12 protein-coding genes and 1 pseudogene are annotated in these 17,179 nt (G+C 38.2%); 5 read left to right on the top strand and 8 right to left on the bottom strand.

Annotated elements, in window-relative coordinates:
• The first annotated feature begins 119 nt into the window (after positions 1–119).
• Positions 120–2,405: a dynamin family protein gene (locus ACEWB7_RS10920; RefSeq protein ID WP_312317860.1), complete on the top strand. Its 2,286-nt coding sequence runs from the start codon at positions 120–122 to the stop codon at positions 2,403–2,405.
• 315 nt (positions 2,406–2,720) lie between these two features.
• Here the strand turns inward: ACEWB7_RS10920 and ACEWB7_RS10915 are convergent, their stop codons facing one another.
• From ACEWB7_RS10915 to ACEWB7_RS10900, 4 genes and pseudogenes are all read right to left on the bottom strand, one after another.
• Entirely contained in the window at positions 2,721–5,258 is a 2,538-nt protein-coding gene (locus ACEWB7_RS10915) for a mobilization protein (RefSeq protein WP_411580757.1), read from the bottom strand.
• Positions 5,242–5,757 carry a plasmid mobilization relaxosome protein MobC gene (mobC, locus tag ACEWB7_RS10910; RefSeq protein WP_411580756.1) on the bottom strand — a complete coding sequence of 172 codons (516 nt, stop codon included), beginning with the start codon at positions 5,755–5,757 and terminating at the stop codon, positions 5,242–5,244. Before mobC ends, ACEWB7_RS10915 begins: the two co-directional genes overlap by 17 nt.
• 321 nt (positions 5,758–6,078) lie before the next feature.
• Positions 6,079–7,251: pseudogene (locus tag ACEWB7_RS10905) on the bottom strand (hypothetical protein).
• A gap of 309 nt (positions 7,252–7,560) precedes the next feature.
• Positions 7,561–7,899, bottom strand: coding sequence for a helix-turn-helix transcriptional regulator (locus tag ACEWB7_RS10900; RefSeq protein ID WP_411580755.1), 339 nt, complete (start codon positions 7,897–7,899; stop codon positions 7,561–7,563).
• A 394-nt stretch (positions 7,900–8,293) separates the two neighbouring features.
• On the opposite strand from ACEWB7_RS10900, the gene ACEWB7_RS10895 reads away from it, so the two are divergent.
• Positions 8,294–8,506, top strand: coding sequence for a hypothetical protein (locus tag ACEWB7_RS10895; RefSeq protein ID WP_411580754.1), 213 nt, complete (start codon positions 8,294–8,296; stop codon positions 8,504–8,506).
• A 138-nt stretch (positions 8,507–8,644) separates the two neighbouring features.
• Here the strand turns inward: ACEWB7_RS10895 and groL are convergent, their stop codons facing one another.
• The 4 genes from groL to ACEWB7_RS10875 form a co-directional block, all read right to left on the bottom strand.
• On the bottom strand, positions 8,645–10,279 hold the full coding sequence (gene groL, locus ACEWB7_RS10890) for a chaperonin GroEL (RefSeq protein ID WP_005234685.1): 1,635 nt from the start codon (positions 10,277–10,279) through the stop codon (positions 8,645–8,647).
• Positions 10,280–10,348: 69 nt separating this feature from the next.
• Positions 10,349–10,639 (bottom strand): co-chaperone GroES, encoded by a 291-nt coding sequence (gene groES / locus ACEWB7_RS10885; RefSeq protein WP_004646315.1) that lies wholly within the window; start codon positions 10,637–10,639, stop codon positions 10,349–10,351.
• A gap of 178 nt (positions 10,640–10,817) precedes the next feature.
• The gene (locus tag ACEWB7_RS10880; protein WP_312309293.1) at positions 10,818–11,594 is read right to left on the bottom strand and encodes a metallophosphoesterase family protein; all 777 of its coding nucleotides are present in this window, start codon (positions 11,592–11,594) and stop codon (positions 10,818–10,820) included.
• Positions 11,575–12,513 (bottom strand): diacylglycerol/lipid kinase family protein, encoded by a 939-nt coding sequence (locus ACEWB7_RS10875; RefSeq protein ID WP_312309288.1) that lies wholly within the window; start codon positions 12,511–12,513, stop codon positions 11,575–11,577. Before ACEWB7_RS10875 ends, ACEWB7_RS10880 begins: the two co-directional genes overlap by 20 nt.
• Positions 12,514–12,927: 414 nt before the next feature.
• Here ACEWB7_RS10875 and ACEWB7_RS10870 point away from each other — a divergent pair, with 414 nt between their 5' ends.
• The 3 genes from ACEWB7_RS10870 to ACEWB7_RS10860 all read left to right on the top strand — a co-directional run bounded on the left by ACEWB7_RS10870 (position 12,928) and on the right by ACEWB7_RS10860 (position 17,025).
• Positions 12,928–14,757 (top strand): phosphoenolpyruvate carboxykinase (GTP), encoded by a 1,830-nt coding sequence (locus ACEWB7_RS10870; RefSeq protein WP_034706283.1) that lies wholly within the window; start codon positions 12,928–12,930, stop codon positions 14,755–14,757.
• 356 nt (positions 14,758–15,113) lie between these two features.
• Positions 15,114–16,466, top strand: coding sequence for an MFS transporter (locus tag ACEWB7_RS10865; RefSeq protein ID WP_376745869.1), 1,353 nt, complete (start codon positions 15,114–15,116; stop codon positions 16,464–16,466).
• A gap of 136 nt (positions 16,467–16,602) precedes the next feature.
• Positions 16,603–17,025 (top strand): hypothetical protein, encoded by a 423-nt coding sequence (locus tag ACEWB7_RS10860; protein WP_034706285.1) that lies wholly within the window; start codon positions 16,603–16,605, stop codon positions 17,023–17,025.
• The last annotated feature ends 154 nt before the right edge of the window (positions 17,026–17,179 follow it).

Below are 17,179 nucleotides of genomic sequence, written 5' to 3'. Positions count from 1 at the left end.
GAAAAAAGTAATATCCTCGAAATTATGGCATATTAACATAACTGTTAAACCCATAACCATCATATGAGAATGGTTTATATAAACCTTATAAGGGTTTAAGTGGATATTAGGACAAGACAATGCAATCATCGACAATTGAACCATTACTAACACTTATTCAAAATTATCAGTCAGTACTCTTTACTTCAGATAGTCAAAAATATTTTTCAGAATTGTCTAATATAGCGAAGACGCTAGATACAAACTTGTTAGTAGCTCAGGAAGAAGGTCGAAATTTACGTATCGCAATTGTCGGACAGATGAAAGCAGGAAAATCATCATTCTTAAATGCTTTATTATTTCCAATCGATGTTCTACCTAAAGCTGCGACTCCAATGACTGCAGCTTTAACTCGCATTGGTTATGCTGAAAAACCATATGCCGAAATCGAGTTTTATAGTGTTAACGATTGGGATAGCATTAATCAAGCTGCTGAAGAATATCATATTCAATATCGAGCAATTGAACAGCAGTTATCCCAAGAAGCACCAGAAAGTCTGCCTAAAAGTCTGTTTGGTAATATAAAGAAAATAGTACCGAACAAACCTAAAAATATTGACCCTGCCATTATTCAAAGCAAAATTAGCGAAGAATTGCGCTCTTGTCGTGAGCTAGTTGATATGGCTCGTCAACTCAATTTACAACAATATTTAGGTACAAAAAAGCGGATCGAGGCTACATCATTAGTCGAATTAGCAAATGAGTTAAAAAATTATGTTGGTAGTCAAGGTAAATTTACAGCGATTACTAAAATGTTCTCAATTTATATCAATGATGAACGTTTGCATGGTATAGAGATTTATGACACTCCAGGGTTTAATGACCCTGTTATTTCTCGTGGACAACAGACCAGAACTTTTTTAGGTCAATGCGATGTCGTATTTTTATTGTCAATTGTCAGTCAATTTTTAACAGTTTCAGATTTAAGATTATTACGAGAACAATTAACGGCATCTGGTATCGACAGTAAAGCAGTATTTTTAGTGGGTTCGCAGCGTGACTTAGTCTTTCGCATGGACAGACAAATTCTGACGGATGCAAAATTATTAGCTCAACGATATCCTGTTGAAGTTCGCCCACAAGCTACAATTTCAGCAATGATGCAGTTGCTAGATAAAAAAATTCAACAGATGACTGAAACACAAATAAAGCAACATCTAAGTAATCCTGATTTAGACGAAGCTTCTAAAGCCCTATTAACTGTCATTCAAAGTACAGAACCCCATTTAATTTCTGCTTTAACGTGGCGTATTGCTGAAGACTTACCTAATTTATCGAGTGAGTTACAGGAACAGTATGATGCACTGTGTTTTGATACTAGTTTTAATTTTAATGTAGAACAACTCAAGCAGTTTTCAAATATCATTGAATTACGTAAGGTTATTGAACAGCAAAAAGAACGTAAACAAGAACTAACTCAAGCGAAAGTAACCTTATTATTAGAAGGGGTGCAACAACGTACTCAAGCTATTCAGCAAGAGTTATTAAAGTTAGTTAATGACAAAATTGACTTATTGGATAACCAAAGTATTGAACAGTTAAATACTCAAAAGCAAATCATTGAAAAAAATATGAAAAATGGACGTTCAAAACTTGAATATACGATTCATGAAGAGTCTAAAGCAGTTAGTCATCAAGTGCGAGGATTATCTCTGCAATTACAGACAGAACGTCAAGCTTTTCTATCCATCAGTATCTCGGAAGATAGAAAAATTGAATATGAACAATACGAAAAAAGTGGTTTTTGGGCTGGAGTGGCGAGACTTTTTGGTGTAGGTGGTACTGGAACACGTGAGAAAGTCATAGTTACACCTTATGCCCAGGTTCAGGATAGTATTGAGCAGATTGAAACATTTGGACGTACAGCTGTAGGGCAGTTACAACGTAGTTTAAATAGCATTATTGATATGCCTAAACTTAGAAAAAATATCGTGATGGCTGCAATCAATCTGTTTGATACTAGTGACCCTGATTTTGATGTGGACTTTTTTAAACTCCAAGTTAGCCAGTGTTTAGAAAGTTATGAACCCCCTAAGCTTAATCTTGATGTAAGCCAAGTTGTAGATCGTATTGTAGATAAGTTTGGCATAGGAAAGGTAACTAATAGTGAAATTCAGCAGTTAAAGCAAGCACATCACCAAGCAATCTCTACGCTTTCTGAACATGTTGTGCAATTAACCAAACAGGCTGAACATGACCTTGAGCAGTATTTTGAGAGTATGCAACAAATTTTGGTCAATAAAATTATTGGTGAAATTCAAAATAATCTGCAAGGTTTGATTGAACATATTGAACAGAAAGAAAATACTTTAGAGAATCTACATCAGTTTAGACTAAAACTATCTTCTTTAAATATTACTTCGTAATTCTTGAATTTATATCTAAACTTAATCAGCGTCCAAGTAAAGTAAGAACAGGTGTTCAAGTGTATATAAGAATGCCTGTTCAAATTAATGAGAATATGCAGCCAAGGCTTTTTAATATTCAGCCGAATAGTTACATCTCAAAATACAGTGAGTTGTTCGACTTATAGATTATTTTTCCACTTTACTGTCAATGATCAGATGATGTAAAACCACTCTCTTGAGGCATTAAGCCTAATTATGCAACGACTACTACCATCAGCAACAACTATGTAGTTATTGGTAATTCATACAGTTTTTTTACACGATGTTAATTTTCTAAAAATCAAAATCGACATTTAAATTATTTTCCTGTTTAGGCTTAAGTTCAGGTTTATAGCTGTGATGCACATCATCAGAACTTTGATACGTTGAAGATGTAACTGCTTTGATTCGTTCCTTGATTTCATCAAAGTTTTTTAAGCATGAAAGATATGAAGCTCTTTCATCTTCTAAATGATTATTTTTGTGCGATAAAATTAATTCACACCTCAAATACTTGAGCATCCTTTCATCATTCTTTATGATTTCTTCGATCCTTACATAGTCATTACTGTCAATATTTCTTCTAGCTTCAGTCATATAGGCTAGGAGTTTTTCCGTTTTTTGTTCTGTGATTTCAATCAGCCACAATGCTTTATTATCCTCATAAGCCTGTTGTTGCTGGGCTGACAACTCTTGGTAAGCTCGAACATAACCAGGATAGTATCTATCAAATCGTAGTTGCCAAGCTGTTGCTGGCTTTGGTTTGTACCTCATTTGAGCGACGATAGGCTCTAGTTGCTCAAGTTGTTGATTAAGGTCATTAATCTTCCTACAGTTTCCCCAAGCGTATTGATCTGCTTGCTTTGCGTCTCTAAATCTTCGTAAAAGTCGTTTGGTGGCTGAAATTGCAAGATTTTCGAGAGTGCTGCCTTGAGGTCCGTCTGCTGTTCGTTTATGGTCCGCTGAACGGGCTTCAATTCGATCTTCACTAAGTCTTGGAGAGTTGTTTTTAAATCCAACTGATTGAATGCTGTCGTTAATTGCGTTTGTAATTGACGTTTCAAGTTTTCTTGAAATTCTCGCTGTAATTTCTCCGAAAACTCGCCTTGTTCGAAATGTGAAAGTTCTGCTTTCATCGCTATAACTAATGCGTGTTGTGCTTCTTTCTCTAAGTTCAATGTGTTGATTTTGTTCTTTAAACTCTGCTCTACTTCCCTGTAGCTGATCAACATATTTTTTAATGAACTGACCTGTTGGCTCAAGGCTTCGTTTTGTTCTGCTAATAAGCTGTTTTGTTGTTGCAATAAGTTGGTTTGTTCTATCAAATATTGATCTATTTCGGTCTGCATGACTTACTTCCGTAGTGTATTCAAATAGTTGATTTGAGTTGTGATCGCTTGTGAGTTTTGTCGAATCATTTGTTGTTGTGCTTTGATGGTCTTGATGTTTATGCCTGTCTGATAAGCCATAAATAAAGCGATTAAAAGACTCAATAGTCCAATCACTATCGCCCCACCCAATATATATGTCGCTTTTTGCGTATCCATCTTTTCCGTGATCAGCATTTCTATACTGCTCTCTATCGACTTGCTTTGGTTGGCGATCGCTTGCTGTATTTGGGCTTGTATAGTCTTTTGTAAACTGGGTTGGTCTATCGAGATATTCTGCAATTGGTTGTTTATTTTGGTCTGTATCTCTTGAATTGATATTGAAAATGAATCTATACCCGCTTTTACTTTTGAAATTTCCGCAATATCTATATTGGCAAGTTGTGATTGGAGTTGCTTGATTTGGGCTGTGTAGTCCTCTGTCAGTGTTTGTATTGCTTGAGGTGATAGATTCCCTATCTCTTTCAAAAATGAATTGAGATGCGCCTCCAAGGCTATTGTCGTCCCTTGTACTCTGTGCAAAAGCGTAGTGCTTTCGATTATAGGCTGCTCGCTTTGCTCTATAAGTTTCTCGAAATTGATTAGCGTCTGAGAGAGCTGCTGCAAGGTCACTTGGAGTTTTTCGGCTTTCTGCTGCTGCTCGGAGACGCTCTGAATAAAGTCCAATTTCGAATTGTTCATGATAGAAATCACCTCTGAGTCTGTGTGTTTTTCCGTTGATAAGTTCAACTGCTAAATACTCTTTGCTTTGGTCAACGGACTTAACAGCTTTGAGTTGCGATATACATTTGACAATATCCGCTCTGTTTTGAATTGTTTGTGTCTTTAACAGCGTTTTGACGTGATTATCAATCGTCTTGCAAAACTGTTTTTTTGTAAGTGCAATAAAGTCTTCCCTTGCGTAGAGTTTTTCAGCTTGTGCATTGATTTTGGCCACATGATTTGGCTCCTGTGTGGTCTGCATCAAAAGCAAATCATCTGGCCGTGACCACTGATATTTTGTATTGAAGTAATCTCTTAATGCATCGAAGTGTTTTTCATGCCCAGGGGGAGCAATATTGAGTGATTTCCCGCTTTGAATGTCGAGCCGTGGTGCTAAAACATGAATGTGCTTTGAGCCATCATCATCTGTGTGTAACACAGCCAATAGGTGATACTGTGATTGTTCCAATCCTGCAAATGAATGCTCCTCAAAGTCCGTTAAAACTTCCATAATCTGAGCATCAGTCGGATCATCATCTTTGGACCAAGCGATGACTCCACTCGTATATTTCCATAGGTGTGGACTCGCATGACAAATAGCATTGAATGTGGTGGCATCGCCCAGTAAAACCTGAACACCTGCACGAACATTTCCACGATGGTCAAGTCGATCTAAAAGGTATGCGGAAGCATGTGCAGCTGACCCTTTGCCATGCTCTAAAAATTTAATATGCACTTTCATCCTTCTCCGCTAACACGATAGAAGGTTGTGTCTGATCAACGTTTAAATTTTCGATTTGCTTGCGAAGCCTGTTCGGACGTTGCCTACTGATTTTTGGTAAAGTAGGAAATATTTGTTCTAACTCATTTTGAATACCTTTTAAGACCAATAACACATGAAAAATATCAAGCTTACGCTGATCTCTTGGATCCGCATTTTTGATGATGTTTAAAGCACGGGCTATTTGGTTCAAGTTGTTACCGATCTTAGATAACGCCAGTAATAAAGCTGGATCTGTTACTTGATAAATTTTGACAACTTCAACTTCGGTTTTAATTTTGAGTCTCGGCTCCGTCTCCTCTTCAATCATCCCTCGAACCGTAACAGCATCATGCATCACTTCACGTTGAATTAAGGAATGAATAAAGTCAGTAAAGTTAGTACGTTCTTTTTCAATGTGCAGATCCAACTGCTCTAGCTGAAATGGAGTAAGTCTAAAATTTTTGGTTTTACTTCTCATATATAATCACGCTAACTGTTCTTTGCTTTTTTGCTTTTAAGTCAACGAGGTTGACTTGCCCATCTGTGATGGGCTGGGAGGTCTTAGGAGGGTTTCCCTCCTAACAAGCCCTGTACATAAAAATTCGAAGAATTTTGTATGTACAGGTAGGCTTGCTTATTCCTATCACGGATTTTTATGACATTAGCAAAGAACAAAAAAGCGGGCTGGTTTCTGTGGTGATTTTGAATTTTTTAGCTATTTTTTAAAAAATGGTAATCCAATAAAAAAATCCCATTTAAACAAATGGGATTTATATTAACTTTGAAACCTGTTTAAAGATTAAATTTTCTCAAATAGTTCATTTGCAATTTTTCTTGCTAAAGCATCTTGAGCTTCTGGCAAATCAGGTAAGTTAATGACATATTGAATTGCTTCACGACCTGAAACTTCCATAGGTCCATAGTCATCATATGCTTCGCCTGTATAGGCATTGTAAGCTCGTAAATCATCTTGCGTAAAATCAACATCACATAACTGAGCTAGATAAATATATAGCCATGCTTCACCAGTATTCTTAAATAGTCTTTGGTAAAGGAAGTGTTCAATTGCCTCAGTATCACCTTGATTGCATAGATACAACATCTGCTGATAGACCTCATCCTCATCTGCATCAAAATTTATTTCCGCAAGATTTAATGGATAATCTTTGATATACGATTCGTATAATTCGGCTTGCTTTATATATTCATCATATTTTTCTTTATTCTTTATAGTTTCCTCAGATTTTATATATTTTTGTTTGTCATTATCCCAACGACTACCGAAATTCGAACCATTTCGACCATAAGGCGCAATTTGATTCGCTAAGTAACGATAATATCCAGCAACTAACGCATAAGCATCTAGATTCTTACGATCTTTTGCATAAGACAATATACTCTCAAGATGCTCTCCTATTATATTGAACTCGAAATCATCACCTTCAAAATATCCATAATCAGACTCATACCTAAGTTCAAATGTATTTAGTAATCCATTATCAAAGTAAACATGACTCAAACTTTCTCGCATCACTCTAAAATTTATAACTTCTATATTTAGATATAAAAGCTCCTGATAGACAGTTTTAGCAATCGAAAAGTGAATCTCTTCTGGAATATCTAATTTCGATAAACTTTGCAAACGAGTGATAAGATTTTTGATTTGATCTAGTAATTGACGACCTTCATAGTCATCCCAATGTAGATCATCTTCATCATAATTTGAATAGTCTGATTTAGGTGGATTTTTAAATACTTCTAAGCTTAATGCGTTGACGAGCTCATGCTGATAATATTCTTCAGAATCCTCATATTGCACTTGGATAATTAAATTTTGACTTACAAATGCATTGTACGTTTTATAGCCTTGATCTAAAGCGATTAATTCATAAATATGCGAACGACTAATCTTTACAGAATGCTATTCCTGAATTTTTTTTGATAATTTAAATGCGAAATTTTGAATAGACATAATTTTCTCTACAGCCAACTCTAAATTCTTTTGTTCAAAGAATTTCTTGGTGTCATATGACTTATAGCAACGCATGTTTAAATGCTAAGAACCAAACGAGTTGATGCTTAAGAAAATTAAAATATAGATGTGGTTTGTAAAATTAAACCCCTTTTCTACTCATGCGTAAGTACGGTAGGCGACCTTGTTTTTAATTTAACATTTTTTTTGAAAATTACAATCATATAAATCAAAATAGATTTTCTTTGAAATATAAAAAATTGAAAAAAAATTATTTATCAAATCACTTATCCTAACTCACACAACTACTCACCAACCCAAGTCATCATCTGTTGGTAGATTTTTTTCAGTTTTACGACTTGCTCTTTGTCTAACCTTCCCTCGTAGTCTCAATAGCTGTATTGGTGAAAATGGCTGTTCAGGCAAAAATGAATCTAGATGATCCAATAGATCTAATGTCATTAAAATCGCAAGCAAGTTTTCTAAACTAACCTGCCCTGCTTCTGCATTCATCACAACTTTCCTAGAGACTCCTGCATGTTGAGCTACTTCCAGTTGAGTCAGATTTAAGTTGAGTCTTGCCCTCTGTAGTCTTTGCCCCAATTCATTCGCAAGAGCGTGTACTGTTTTAGAATAATGATGTGTCATTTAAAGTTACCTATCTGGCACTTAGATAGCTAAATTGATGCTTAAAGTTCAATTTTAGGAACTTTAGAACATATACTATTTTCATTATTTATTTCAAAAAATTCACACAACCAATTACCGTAAGAATTCTAAAGTCCACACTCAATTTAGAAATTAACCATTTTTTTGAAGTTTTGCATAAATACCCTTTTTCAAAATTTGATCCTGCTATGTTTAGCTTAGTGGCATATTTCATGTGATGAACTCATAAAGAAATGATGCGCATTAAAAACTTTAAACACTAGCATATAGGAAGTGAAATGCTTGATTTAGCAATATTTTTAATAGATTACTTTAATCTATCTCTCAAACATCATTTGTTGTCTGTTATTAGTCATTAATTCGGGGGAATGGTATGGGATTTACAATAGACCTCGCCAATACTGAACGACGGGTTTCTACCGCTGAATTTGCACTACGTATGAATATCAGTGAAAAAGAGCTCTATCAACGTATCAAAGATGGACGTATACAGTCACCGATCAAGGATGGTCGTAAAAATTTTTGGCTGAATAGTTATGTACTCGCTTGCATCACAAGCTCAGGAACTTATCTTGAGCCCATTTGAAAAAGCTAGAATAAAAAGGTCGCTAAAATAGCGACCTTTTTTATAACAAATTATTTTGTGAGTAACACTGTGAGTAACTTATAAAAATTTTATGAATAAATATATAAATTACAAAGTATTAATCACAGCATAGGCAGATTACATCATACCGCCCATACCACCCATACCACCCATATCAGGCATAGCTGGTTTTTCTTCTGGAATTTCAGTGATCATACATTCAGTGGTCAACATCAAGCCAGCAACAGAAGCTGCATGCTCAAGTGCAGAACGAGTTACTTTCGCAGGATCAAGAATACCCATTTCCAGCATGTCACCGTATTCGCCTGTCGCAGCGTTATAGCCATAGTTACCTTCACCGTTCTTCACAGCATTGATCACTACAGATGGCTCATCACCAGCATTGGCTACGATTTGACGAAGAGGAGCTTCGATTGCACGACGAAGAATGTTGATACCTACGTTTTGGTCATCGTTAGCACCAGTCAGACCATCAAGTGCAGATGCAGCACGTACCAGCGCAACACCACCACCTGCAACAACACCCTCTTCAACCGCAGCACGAGTTGCGTGAAGCGCATCGTCAACACGGTCTTTCTTCTCTTTCATTTCAACTTCAGTTGCAGCACCGATTTTGATGACTGCTACACCGCCTGCTAATTTAGCAACGCGTTCTTGAAGTTTTTCTTTGTCGTATTCAGAAGTAGATTCTTCGATTTGTGCACGGATTTGCTGAACACGCTCAGAAATCTGATTTGCATCACCAGCACCATCAACAATCACTGTATTTTCTTTAGATACAGTTACTTTATGTGCAGTACCTAAGTGTTCAAGTGAAGTTTGATCTAACTGCATACCGATTTCTTCAGAAATTACAGTACCACCAGTCAGGATCGCGATATCTTGAAGCATCGCTTTACGACGGTCACCGAAGCCAGGTGCTTTAACCGCACATACTTTGATAATGCCGCGCATGTTGTTCACTACAAGTGTAGCCAATGCTTCGCCTTCAACATCTTCAGCGATGATAAGAAGAGGCTTACCAGTTTTCGCAACAGCTTCTAGAACAGTGATCAATTCACGGATGTTACTGATTTTCTTGTCAACCAACAGGATGTATGGGTTTTCAAGTTCAGCAGTTAAAGTGTCTTGTTTATTTGCAAAGTATGGAGAGATATAACCGCGGTCAAACTGCATACCTTCTACAACATCAAGCGAGTCTTCGAAGCCTGAACCTTCTTCAACAGTGATTACGCCTTCTTTGCCCACTTTTTCCATTGCTTGTGCAATCAGAGAACCAACAGTAGTGTCAGAGTTTGCAGAGATCGAACCGACTTGCTCAATCGCTTTAGAATCAGAAGCTGGTTTTGCAGTTTGTTTAATATTTTCAACAACAGTTTTAACTGCAAGGTCGATACCACGTTTCAGATCCATTGGGTTCATACCCGCAGTTACTGACTTGATCCCTTCGTTCAGGATTGCTTGAGCCAATACAGTTGCAGTTGTTGTACCGTCACCTGCGATATCATTGGTTTTTGAAGAAACTTCACGAACCAGTTGCGCACCCATGTTTTCGAATTTGTCTTTTAGGGTGATTTCTTTCGCAACAGATACACCATCTTTAGTGATGTGCGGTGCACCGAAAGAACGGTCGATTACAACGTTACGGCCTTTAGGACCTAAAGTCACTTTCACCGCATCTGCAAGGATGTTCACACCAGCGATCATTTTTGAACGAGCTGAATCACCAAATTTTACGTCTTTAGCTGACATATTTGACTCCGAATATTGTTGTATCTTTACAAAATCTGAATTGGAATGAATAAAACGATCTGGCGCAGATTAAGCTTCTAATACTGCCAGAATGTCAGACTCTTTCATGATTAAAAGTTCTTCGCCGTTTACTTTTACAGTTGTACCTGCATAAGTACCGAACAATACTTTGTCGCCAACTTTTACGTCTAACGCGCGTACGCCATTGTCAGTGATTTGACCATTACCAACTGCAATGATTTCACCTTGTGCAGGTTTTTCAGCAGCAGAACCTGGAAGTAAGATGCCCCCAGCTGTTTTTGTTTCTTCTTCAACACGACGAATAACAACGCGGTCATGTAATGGACGAATGTTGCTCATAAATAACTCCATCAGACTAAGTCTTTTTTAGATCACCGATGACGACTTATTTATTCCATTGGTCATCATCAAAATTTTTTGATGTCCTTTTTATGGAGATGGAATAAAACGCTTCAAGGGCAAAAATGAAAAAAAATTGGTTTTTTTTTAATTTTTTGATGGATTGCGTATTTTTTGTCTATTTATTTATGGGATCAGGCTGTGGAACAAAGGTTTTTAACTGTTCATCAAAACAATATTGCGTAATTTTTCCTGTTTCATCAATTGCATTAAAGCTATTCGGCTGATTCTTATGGAGCCGATGTGACGCAGAAGTCCCGGCATGGACGTCATAAACCGGATGATTTCCTCCCAATTCGAATATACGGTTCAAATCATAGACTGCGGTACGATGCAAATGCCCATGCAATACAGCAAACAGCCCATGCTGCGACCAGGACTCCAATGCAATTTTGGCCATCAGGGGAATATCCTTAAAACCCTGCCTATTCTGAAATGGCACATAAAAAGGTTGATGACTGACAATAATCTTGATTTTGGAATCAGGTGCCTGCTGTAGTTTCAGGTCAATCCTTTGAATCTGTTCGAGTGATAAATGCCCTTTGGTATGATATCGACGTCTAATCGAATTTACCCCGATCAGATAAAAATGTTCGGTTTCTAAAACAGGCTCGAGTTCGCCGAAAAATAATTGATAACGGGTAAATGGAGTAAATAACCGATTCCATAAATGATAAAGCGGAATGTCATGATTCCCCGGGATCACCAGATAAGGCGTATTCAACTGTTCCAGAAACCGTTTACATGCAAAGAACTGCCCTAAACGTGCTCGCTGGGTGAGATCGCCGCTGACTACCACCGCTTCCAGTGCATGATCCCGACAAAATTGCTGGATGGCTTCCAAACATTCAGGTCTTTCTGTACCAAAATGTAGATCAGAGAGATGCAGAATCATGCGGCACCATTACACTTAAACTATTTTTTAAAACTGAAATATTTAACGGTGGTGTTATTTCTACCGTTTCCCCATCTATGGCAACCATTAATTTTTTGCGTTTAGACTCAATTCGCACCTGATCTGCAGCAAAACTATAGACATCGGAGGTTTCATCAATTTTGCCCCGAATTAACTGATATACCAGCTTGAATAACGTCAGCTTGTCACTTTTAGAGACCACAACCCCAGCCACCTTCCCTTGCTCAGCAGCTTGGGCAATCCGCATTTTCATGTCTGACAGTTGAAGTGGATTATTACCAAAGAAAATCAGTGGAGTTTTGACCGGATATTTCTTCTGACCTACCCAAATTTCCAGTTTTAATTCTTTACGGTCACGAATCAAAACATCGAGTGCTGAGGTATAGGCATGTAAAGGGAAACGGCCAAATATGCGATTATAGTTTTCACGTTTTTTAATAAATAAGGGATATAAGCCCAGACTAGCATTGTTCAGGTAGATTTCCTGATTGATGCGTGCCACATGGATACGTTTGGTTTGACCCGTTGCAATGACTTGTGCGGCTTCAACCAAATCTAAGGGAATATCCAGCAATCTTGCCGCATAGTTAAAAGTACCTAGAGGCAATATTCCGACTGGAATATCAGTTTCAAGCAGGTGTTTGGCGACTGAATTGAGCGTTCCATCTCCTCCTGCTGCCACGACCACACCATGATCCGGCGATTGTTGATGCCGTTGCAGCACTTCAGCAATGACTTCTTTGAACTGTTCTGGATCGTTGATTTCAAAGGCTTTAGTCTCAAAATCATGCGCTGCAAAAATATCTAGTAATTGCTCATATTTTTCTTGTTGGTCGAATAGACGGAAACCAGAATTATGATTATAAATAATGGATAAGGGTTTAGATTGATTAGACATTTTTTACACAGATTGATGCACACCTATTGGCATTTTGTCCAATTCATAAACAATTAATAGTTGCTTTATGTAAAATTCGAATGGCGACCATTTATTTAATCAATAACAAATATAACTGAACAATTTTAATTAAGTACTTGATTTAAATAAAAATAATTAAAATAAATACCACACATAAAGCTAATAAATACATATTTAAGATTTTGAATTTATTTATATCTTATTGTTTTATATAAATTTAAACAGAAAATAGCATAATATTCCAAATAAAATCCAGCACTTCTTTAGTCTTATTTTTTTGATGATTTTATGATTTAATACAGCCACTTTTTTTCATATTTCATCTGGCCAGTATTTTATTGACCAGATTGTACTTTGTACAAAATTTTGTACACATTTGAGATAGGCCTCACCATGACCCAAGTGAACGCACCAGAATTCGTTCGTCACCCTAAGCTTATTGCATGGGTGGAAGAAATTGCTAAATTAACAAAACCAGCAAAAATTGAATGGTGTGACGGTAGCGCAGAAGAATATCAACGTTATATCGACTTGATGATCGCTAACGGCACAATGCAAGCGCTTAACCAAGAGAAACATCCTGGTTCTTATCTTGCAAATTCTGATCCTTCTGACGTTGCTCGTGTTGAAGACCGTACTTTTATCTGTTCTGCAAATAAAGAAGATGCTGGCGCGACCAATAACTGGGAAGATCCAGCAGTTATGCGCGAAAAATTGAATGGTCTGTTTGACGGTTCAATGAAAGGTCGTACCCTGTATGTGGTTCCATTCTCTATGGGTCCTTTGGGTTCACACATTGCGCACATCGGTATCGAATTAACTGACTCTCCTTATGTAGCAGTTAGCATGTCTAAAATGGCTCGTATGGGTAAAGCTGTTTATGACGTTCTAGGTACAGATGGTGAATTTGTTCCTTGCGTACACACTGTAGGTGCACCACTTGAAGAAGGTCAAAAAGATGTTGCTTGGCCTTGCAACAAAGAAAAATACATCGTGCACTACCCAGAAACTCGTGAAATCTGGTCATTTGGTTCTGGTTACGGCGGTAACGCATTGTTAGGTAAAAAATGCCTGGCTTTACGTATTGCATCTTATATGGGTCGTCAACAAGGCTGGTTAGCTGAACACATGCTAATCCTTGGCGTGACTAGCCCTAAAGGCGAAAAACACTACATCGCAGCTGCATTCCCATCTGCTTGTGGTAAAACAAACTTCGCGATGCTGATTCCACCAGCAGGTTACGAAGGCTGGAAAATTGAAACTGTAGGTGACGATATTGCCTGGATCAAACCAGGTGAAGATGGTCGCTTATATGCAATCAACCCTGAAGCTGGTTTCTTCGGTGTAGCTCCTGGCACAAATACCAAAACTAACCCGAACTGTATGGCAACTCTTCATAAAGACGTAATCTATACAAACGTTGCTGTGACTGACAACGGTGAAGTTTGGTGGGAAGGTCTGACTAAAGAAGCACCTGCGAATCTGACTAACTGGAAAGGTCAACCACACACTGGCGAAGAAAAAGCGGCTCATCCGAACGCTCGTTTCACAGTTTCTGCTGGTCAATGCCCTTCTATCGATGCTGATTGGGAAAATCCAGCAGGTGTTCCAATTTCTGCGTTCATCTTCGGTGGTCGCCGTGCAGACACAGTGCCTCTGATTTCAGAAGCATTTGACTGGGTTGATGGTGTTTATAAAGCTGCAACCATGGGTTCTGAAACAACTGCTGCTGCTGTTGGTCAACAAGGTATCGTTCGTCGCGACCCATTTGCGATGCTTCCATTTGCTGGCTACAACATGGCTGACTACTTCACTCACTGGTTAGAAATGGGTGAGAAAGTTGGCGAGAAAGCTGCTGCTGCTGGTAACAAGCTTCCTGGTATCTACAACGTGAACTGGTTCCGTCGTGATGCTGAAGGTAACTTCGTATGGCCTGGTTTCGGTCAAAACATGCGTGTTCTTGAGTGGATCATCGATCGTTGTGAAGGTCGTGCTGATGCTGTTGAAACTCCAATCGGCCGTGTACCTACTTACGAACAGCTAAACTGGACTGGTTCTGATTTCACTAAAGAACAATTTGACCTGGTAACTTCTCAAGACAAAGATCAATGGATCAAAGAACTTGAAAGCCACACTGAATTGTTCAACAAATTGGGTGATCGTCTGCCAGAAGCGTTGAAAAAACGCCAAGCTGAACTTCTTGAAGCGGTTAAATCTGCTTAATTGCTGATTTAATTTTAAAAAGGTCGCGTAAGCGGCCTTTTTTATTACCTTAAGATAAGGTTAAAGCCAATCGTTTAATCTGTTTTACATCTAAATGAAAACCACTTTTCATCATTCATCAATCTCCTTGAAGAACAGCATTTGACCAATTAATCCAATATAAAAATCAAGCAATTACTCTAAACAAATGGTAAATTTATGTTTTATAAAAATATTTGAAAATTCCATTATTTATTAAGACTAAAGTCCTATAAAAAGAGAAAACTTGGAGGCGTATAAGTATATGAAATTTCCTCACTTTCTCTCTCACTAAAACATAACTTTTTAGATTTTATAGCAATGAAAATTTAAAAAAGATGTGTTTTACAGCATTCCTTTGGAGCAATGTTGTGAATCAGCCACTTCCTGAAGCTGCTACACCGCAGCTTGATCGTAAAACACGGGTTAAATCTATTCTCGGTGGTTCTGCAGGTAACCTGGTCGAATGGTACGACTGGTATGTTTATGCAGCCTTTACCTTATATTTCGCTTCACAGTTCTTCCCTGATGGCGACAATACCGTCAAACTTCTTCAGGCTGCTGCTGTATTCGCACTTGGTTTCTTGATGCGTCCGATTGGCGCATGGATTATGGGAATTTACGCTGACCGTAAGGGTCGTAAAGCCGGTTTAACACTTTCTGTATCTTTGATGTGTGTCGGTTCCCTGATTATTGCCTGTGCACCCAACTATGATTCAGTGGGCATGCTCGCCCCTGCGCTGCTGTTATTTGCTCGTTTATTACAAGGTTTAAGTGTAGGTGGTGAATACGGTTCAAGTGCCACTTACTTGACTGAAATGGCAGGTAAAAATCATCGTGGTTTCTACTCAAGCTTCCAGTATGTGACCCTGATCTCAGGTCAACTATTGGCACTCTGTGTCTTGATCTTCCTACAACGCACTTTGACTGAAACACAACTCACTGAATGGGGCTGGCGTATTCCCTTCCTGATTGGTGCATTCTTAGCGATTGTGGTGTTCTGGATCCGTCGCGGTCTGGTAGAAACACAATCTTCAAAACAGGCTGTTGAACAGGCGAAAAAAGGTGGCCCTAAATCCGGTGCCTTAGCTTTATTCACTAAATATCCTAAACAGGCATTTACCGTGATCATGCTAACTGCAGGTGGTACTTTAGCTTTCAATACTTTCACTACTTATTTGCAGAAATATCTGGTGAACACCTCAGGATTTGAAAAAACCACAGCGACTGAAATCACGACTCTTGCGATCTTTGTATTCATGCTCTTGCAACCTGTGATTGGTGCACTTTCTGACAAGATCGGCCGTAAGCCAATCATGATTGCTTTTGGTGTGCTTGGTGTACTATTTACCATTCCTATCTTTAATGGCTTAGGCTCAACTACCAACCCAACTACAGCATTCATGCTGTGTATGAGTGGTATGGTAATTGTAACTGGTTACACAGCGATTAATGCCGTAGTGAAAGCTGAGCTATTCCCTGCCCATATCCGTGCCTTAGGCGTAGCTTTGCCTTATGCGATTGCCAATACACTATTTGGGGGTACAGCAGAACTGGTGGCTTTAAGCTTTAAAAATGCCGGCCATGAAAACTACTTCTTCTATTACATTACTTTTATGATTGGCCTGTCGCTGCTGACTTATGTCTTTATGAAAGATACTAAAAAGCACAGCATGATTACTGATGACTAAGTAACTGTATTGCTTTAGGAGCTTTCCGGATGGAAACATTCGGAAAGCTTTTTTATTGGAATTTTATGTTTACTGCCATTCCGCTATTTCGTTGCTATGGCATACTTGTCTGATAAAAATACGGGAAATCATCATGATGAAAAAAACAGTTTTTTTACTCGGCTTAACTATCGGCACTTTAGGCCTGACAGCATGTCATACAGCACCTCAACAATTTAACGGTCAGACCGGATATGAAATCCTGGAACGTTCAGAAAATACTGCGACCTTAAGCTATACATTAGCAGGACGACCAAGTCAGGATGAAAACAGATTACAGGCTGCTTGCAGACAAGTTCTTGGAACCTCTAAAAACTATAATATCCAGATTATCAATAGTCAGGAAATAGTTAACCCAACTCCAGAACAGGTTCAGTATGGCCGTCAACTCGGGGATAGCCGCACCCAAATCAGTTTGAGTAATACACCTGATTTATATAACAGTGAAAATCCGGGTGCCCGAGAGGCATTAGAAGCTCGCCCTACCACTGTACGTGTGATTCGCTATACCTGCTCATAAAACAGAGCATAAAAAAGGGCTTGATGCCATTGCTGTCCCACAATTTTTCACAAGAGGAAGCTCAAATGAGCTTCCTCTTGTTTTATGGGTATTTTATCGGGTGAAAATAAAGCTTTTAAAGTTCTTCTTTCAAACAAATTCACTTGAATTATTC

The sequence above is a fragment of the Acinetobacter sp. NIOH-H-8 genome (genome assembly GCF_046635365.1).
Taxonomy (GTDB): Bacteria; Pseudomonadota; Gammaproteobacteria; order Pseudomonadales; family Moraxellaceae; genus Acinetobacter.
Note: the sequence above shows the minus strand (reverse complement) of the source record. Positions and strands in the feature narration are given on the sequence as shown.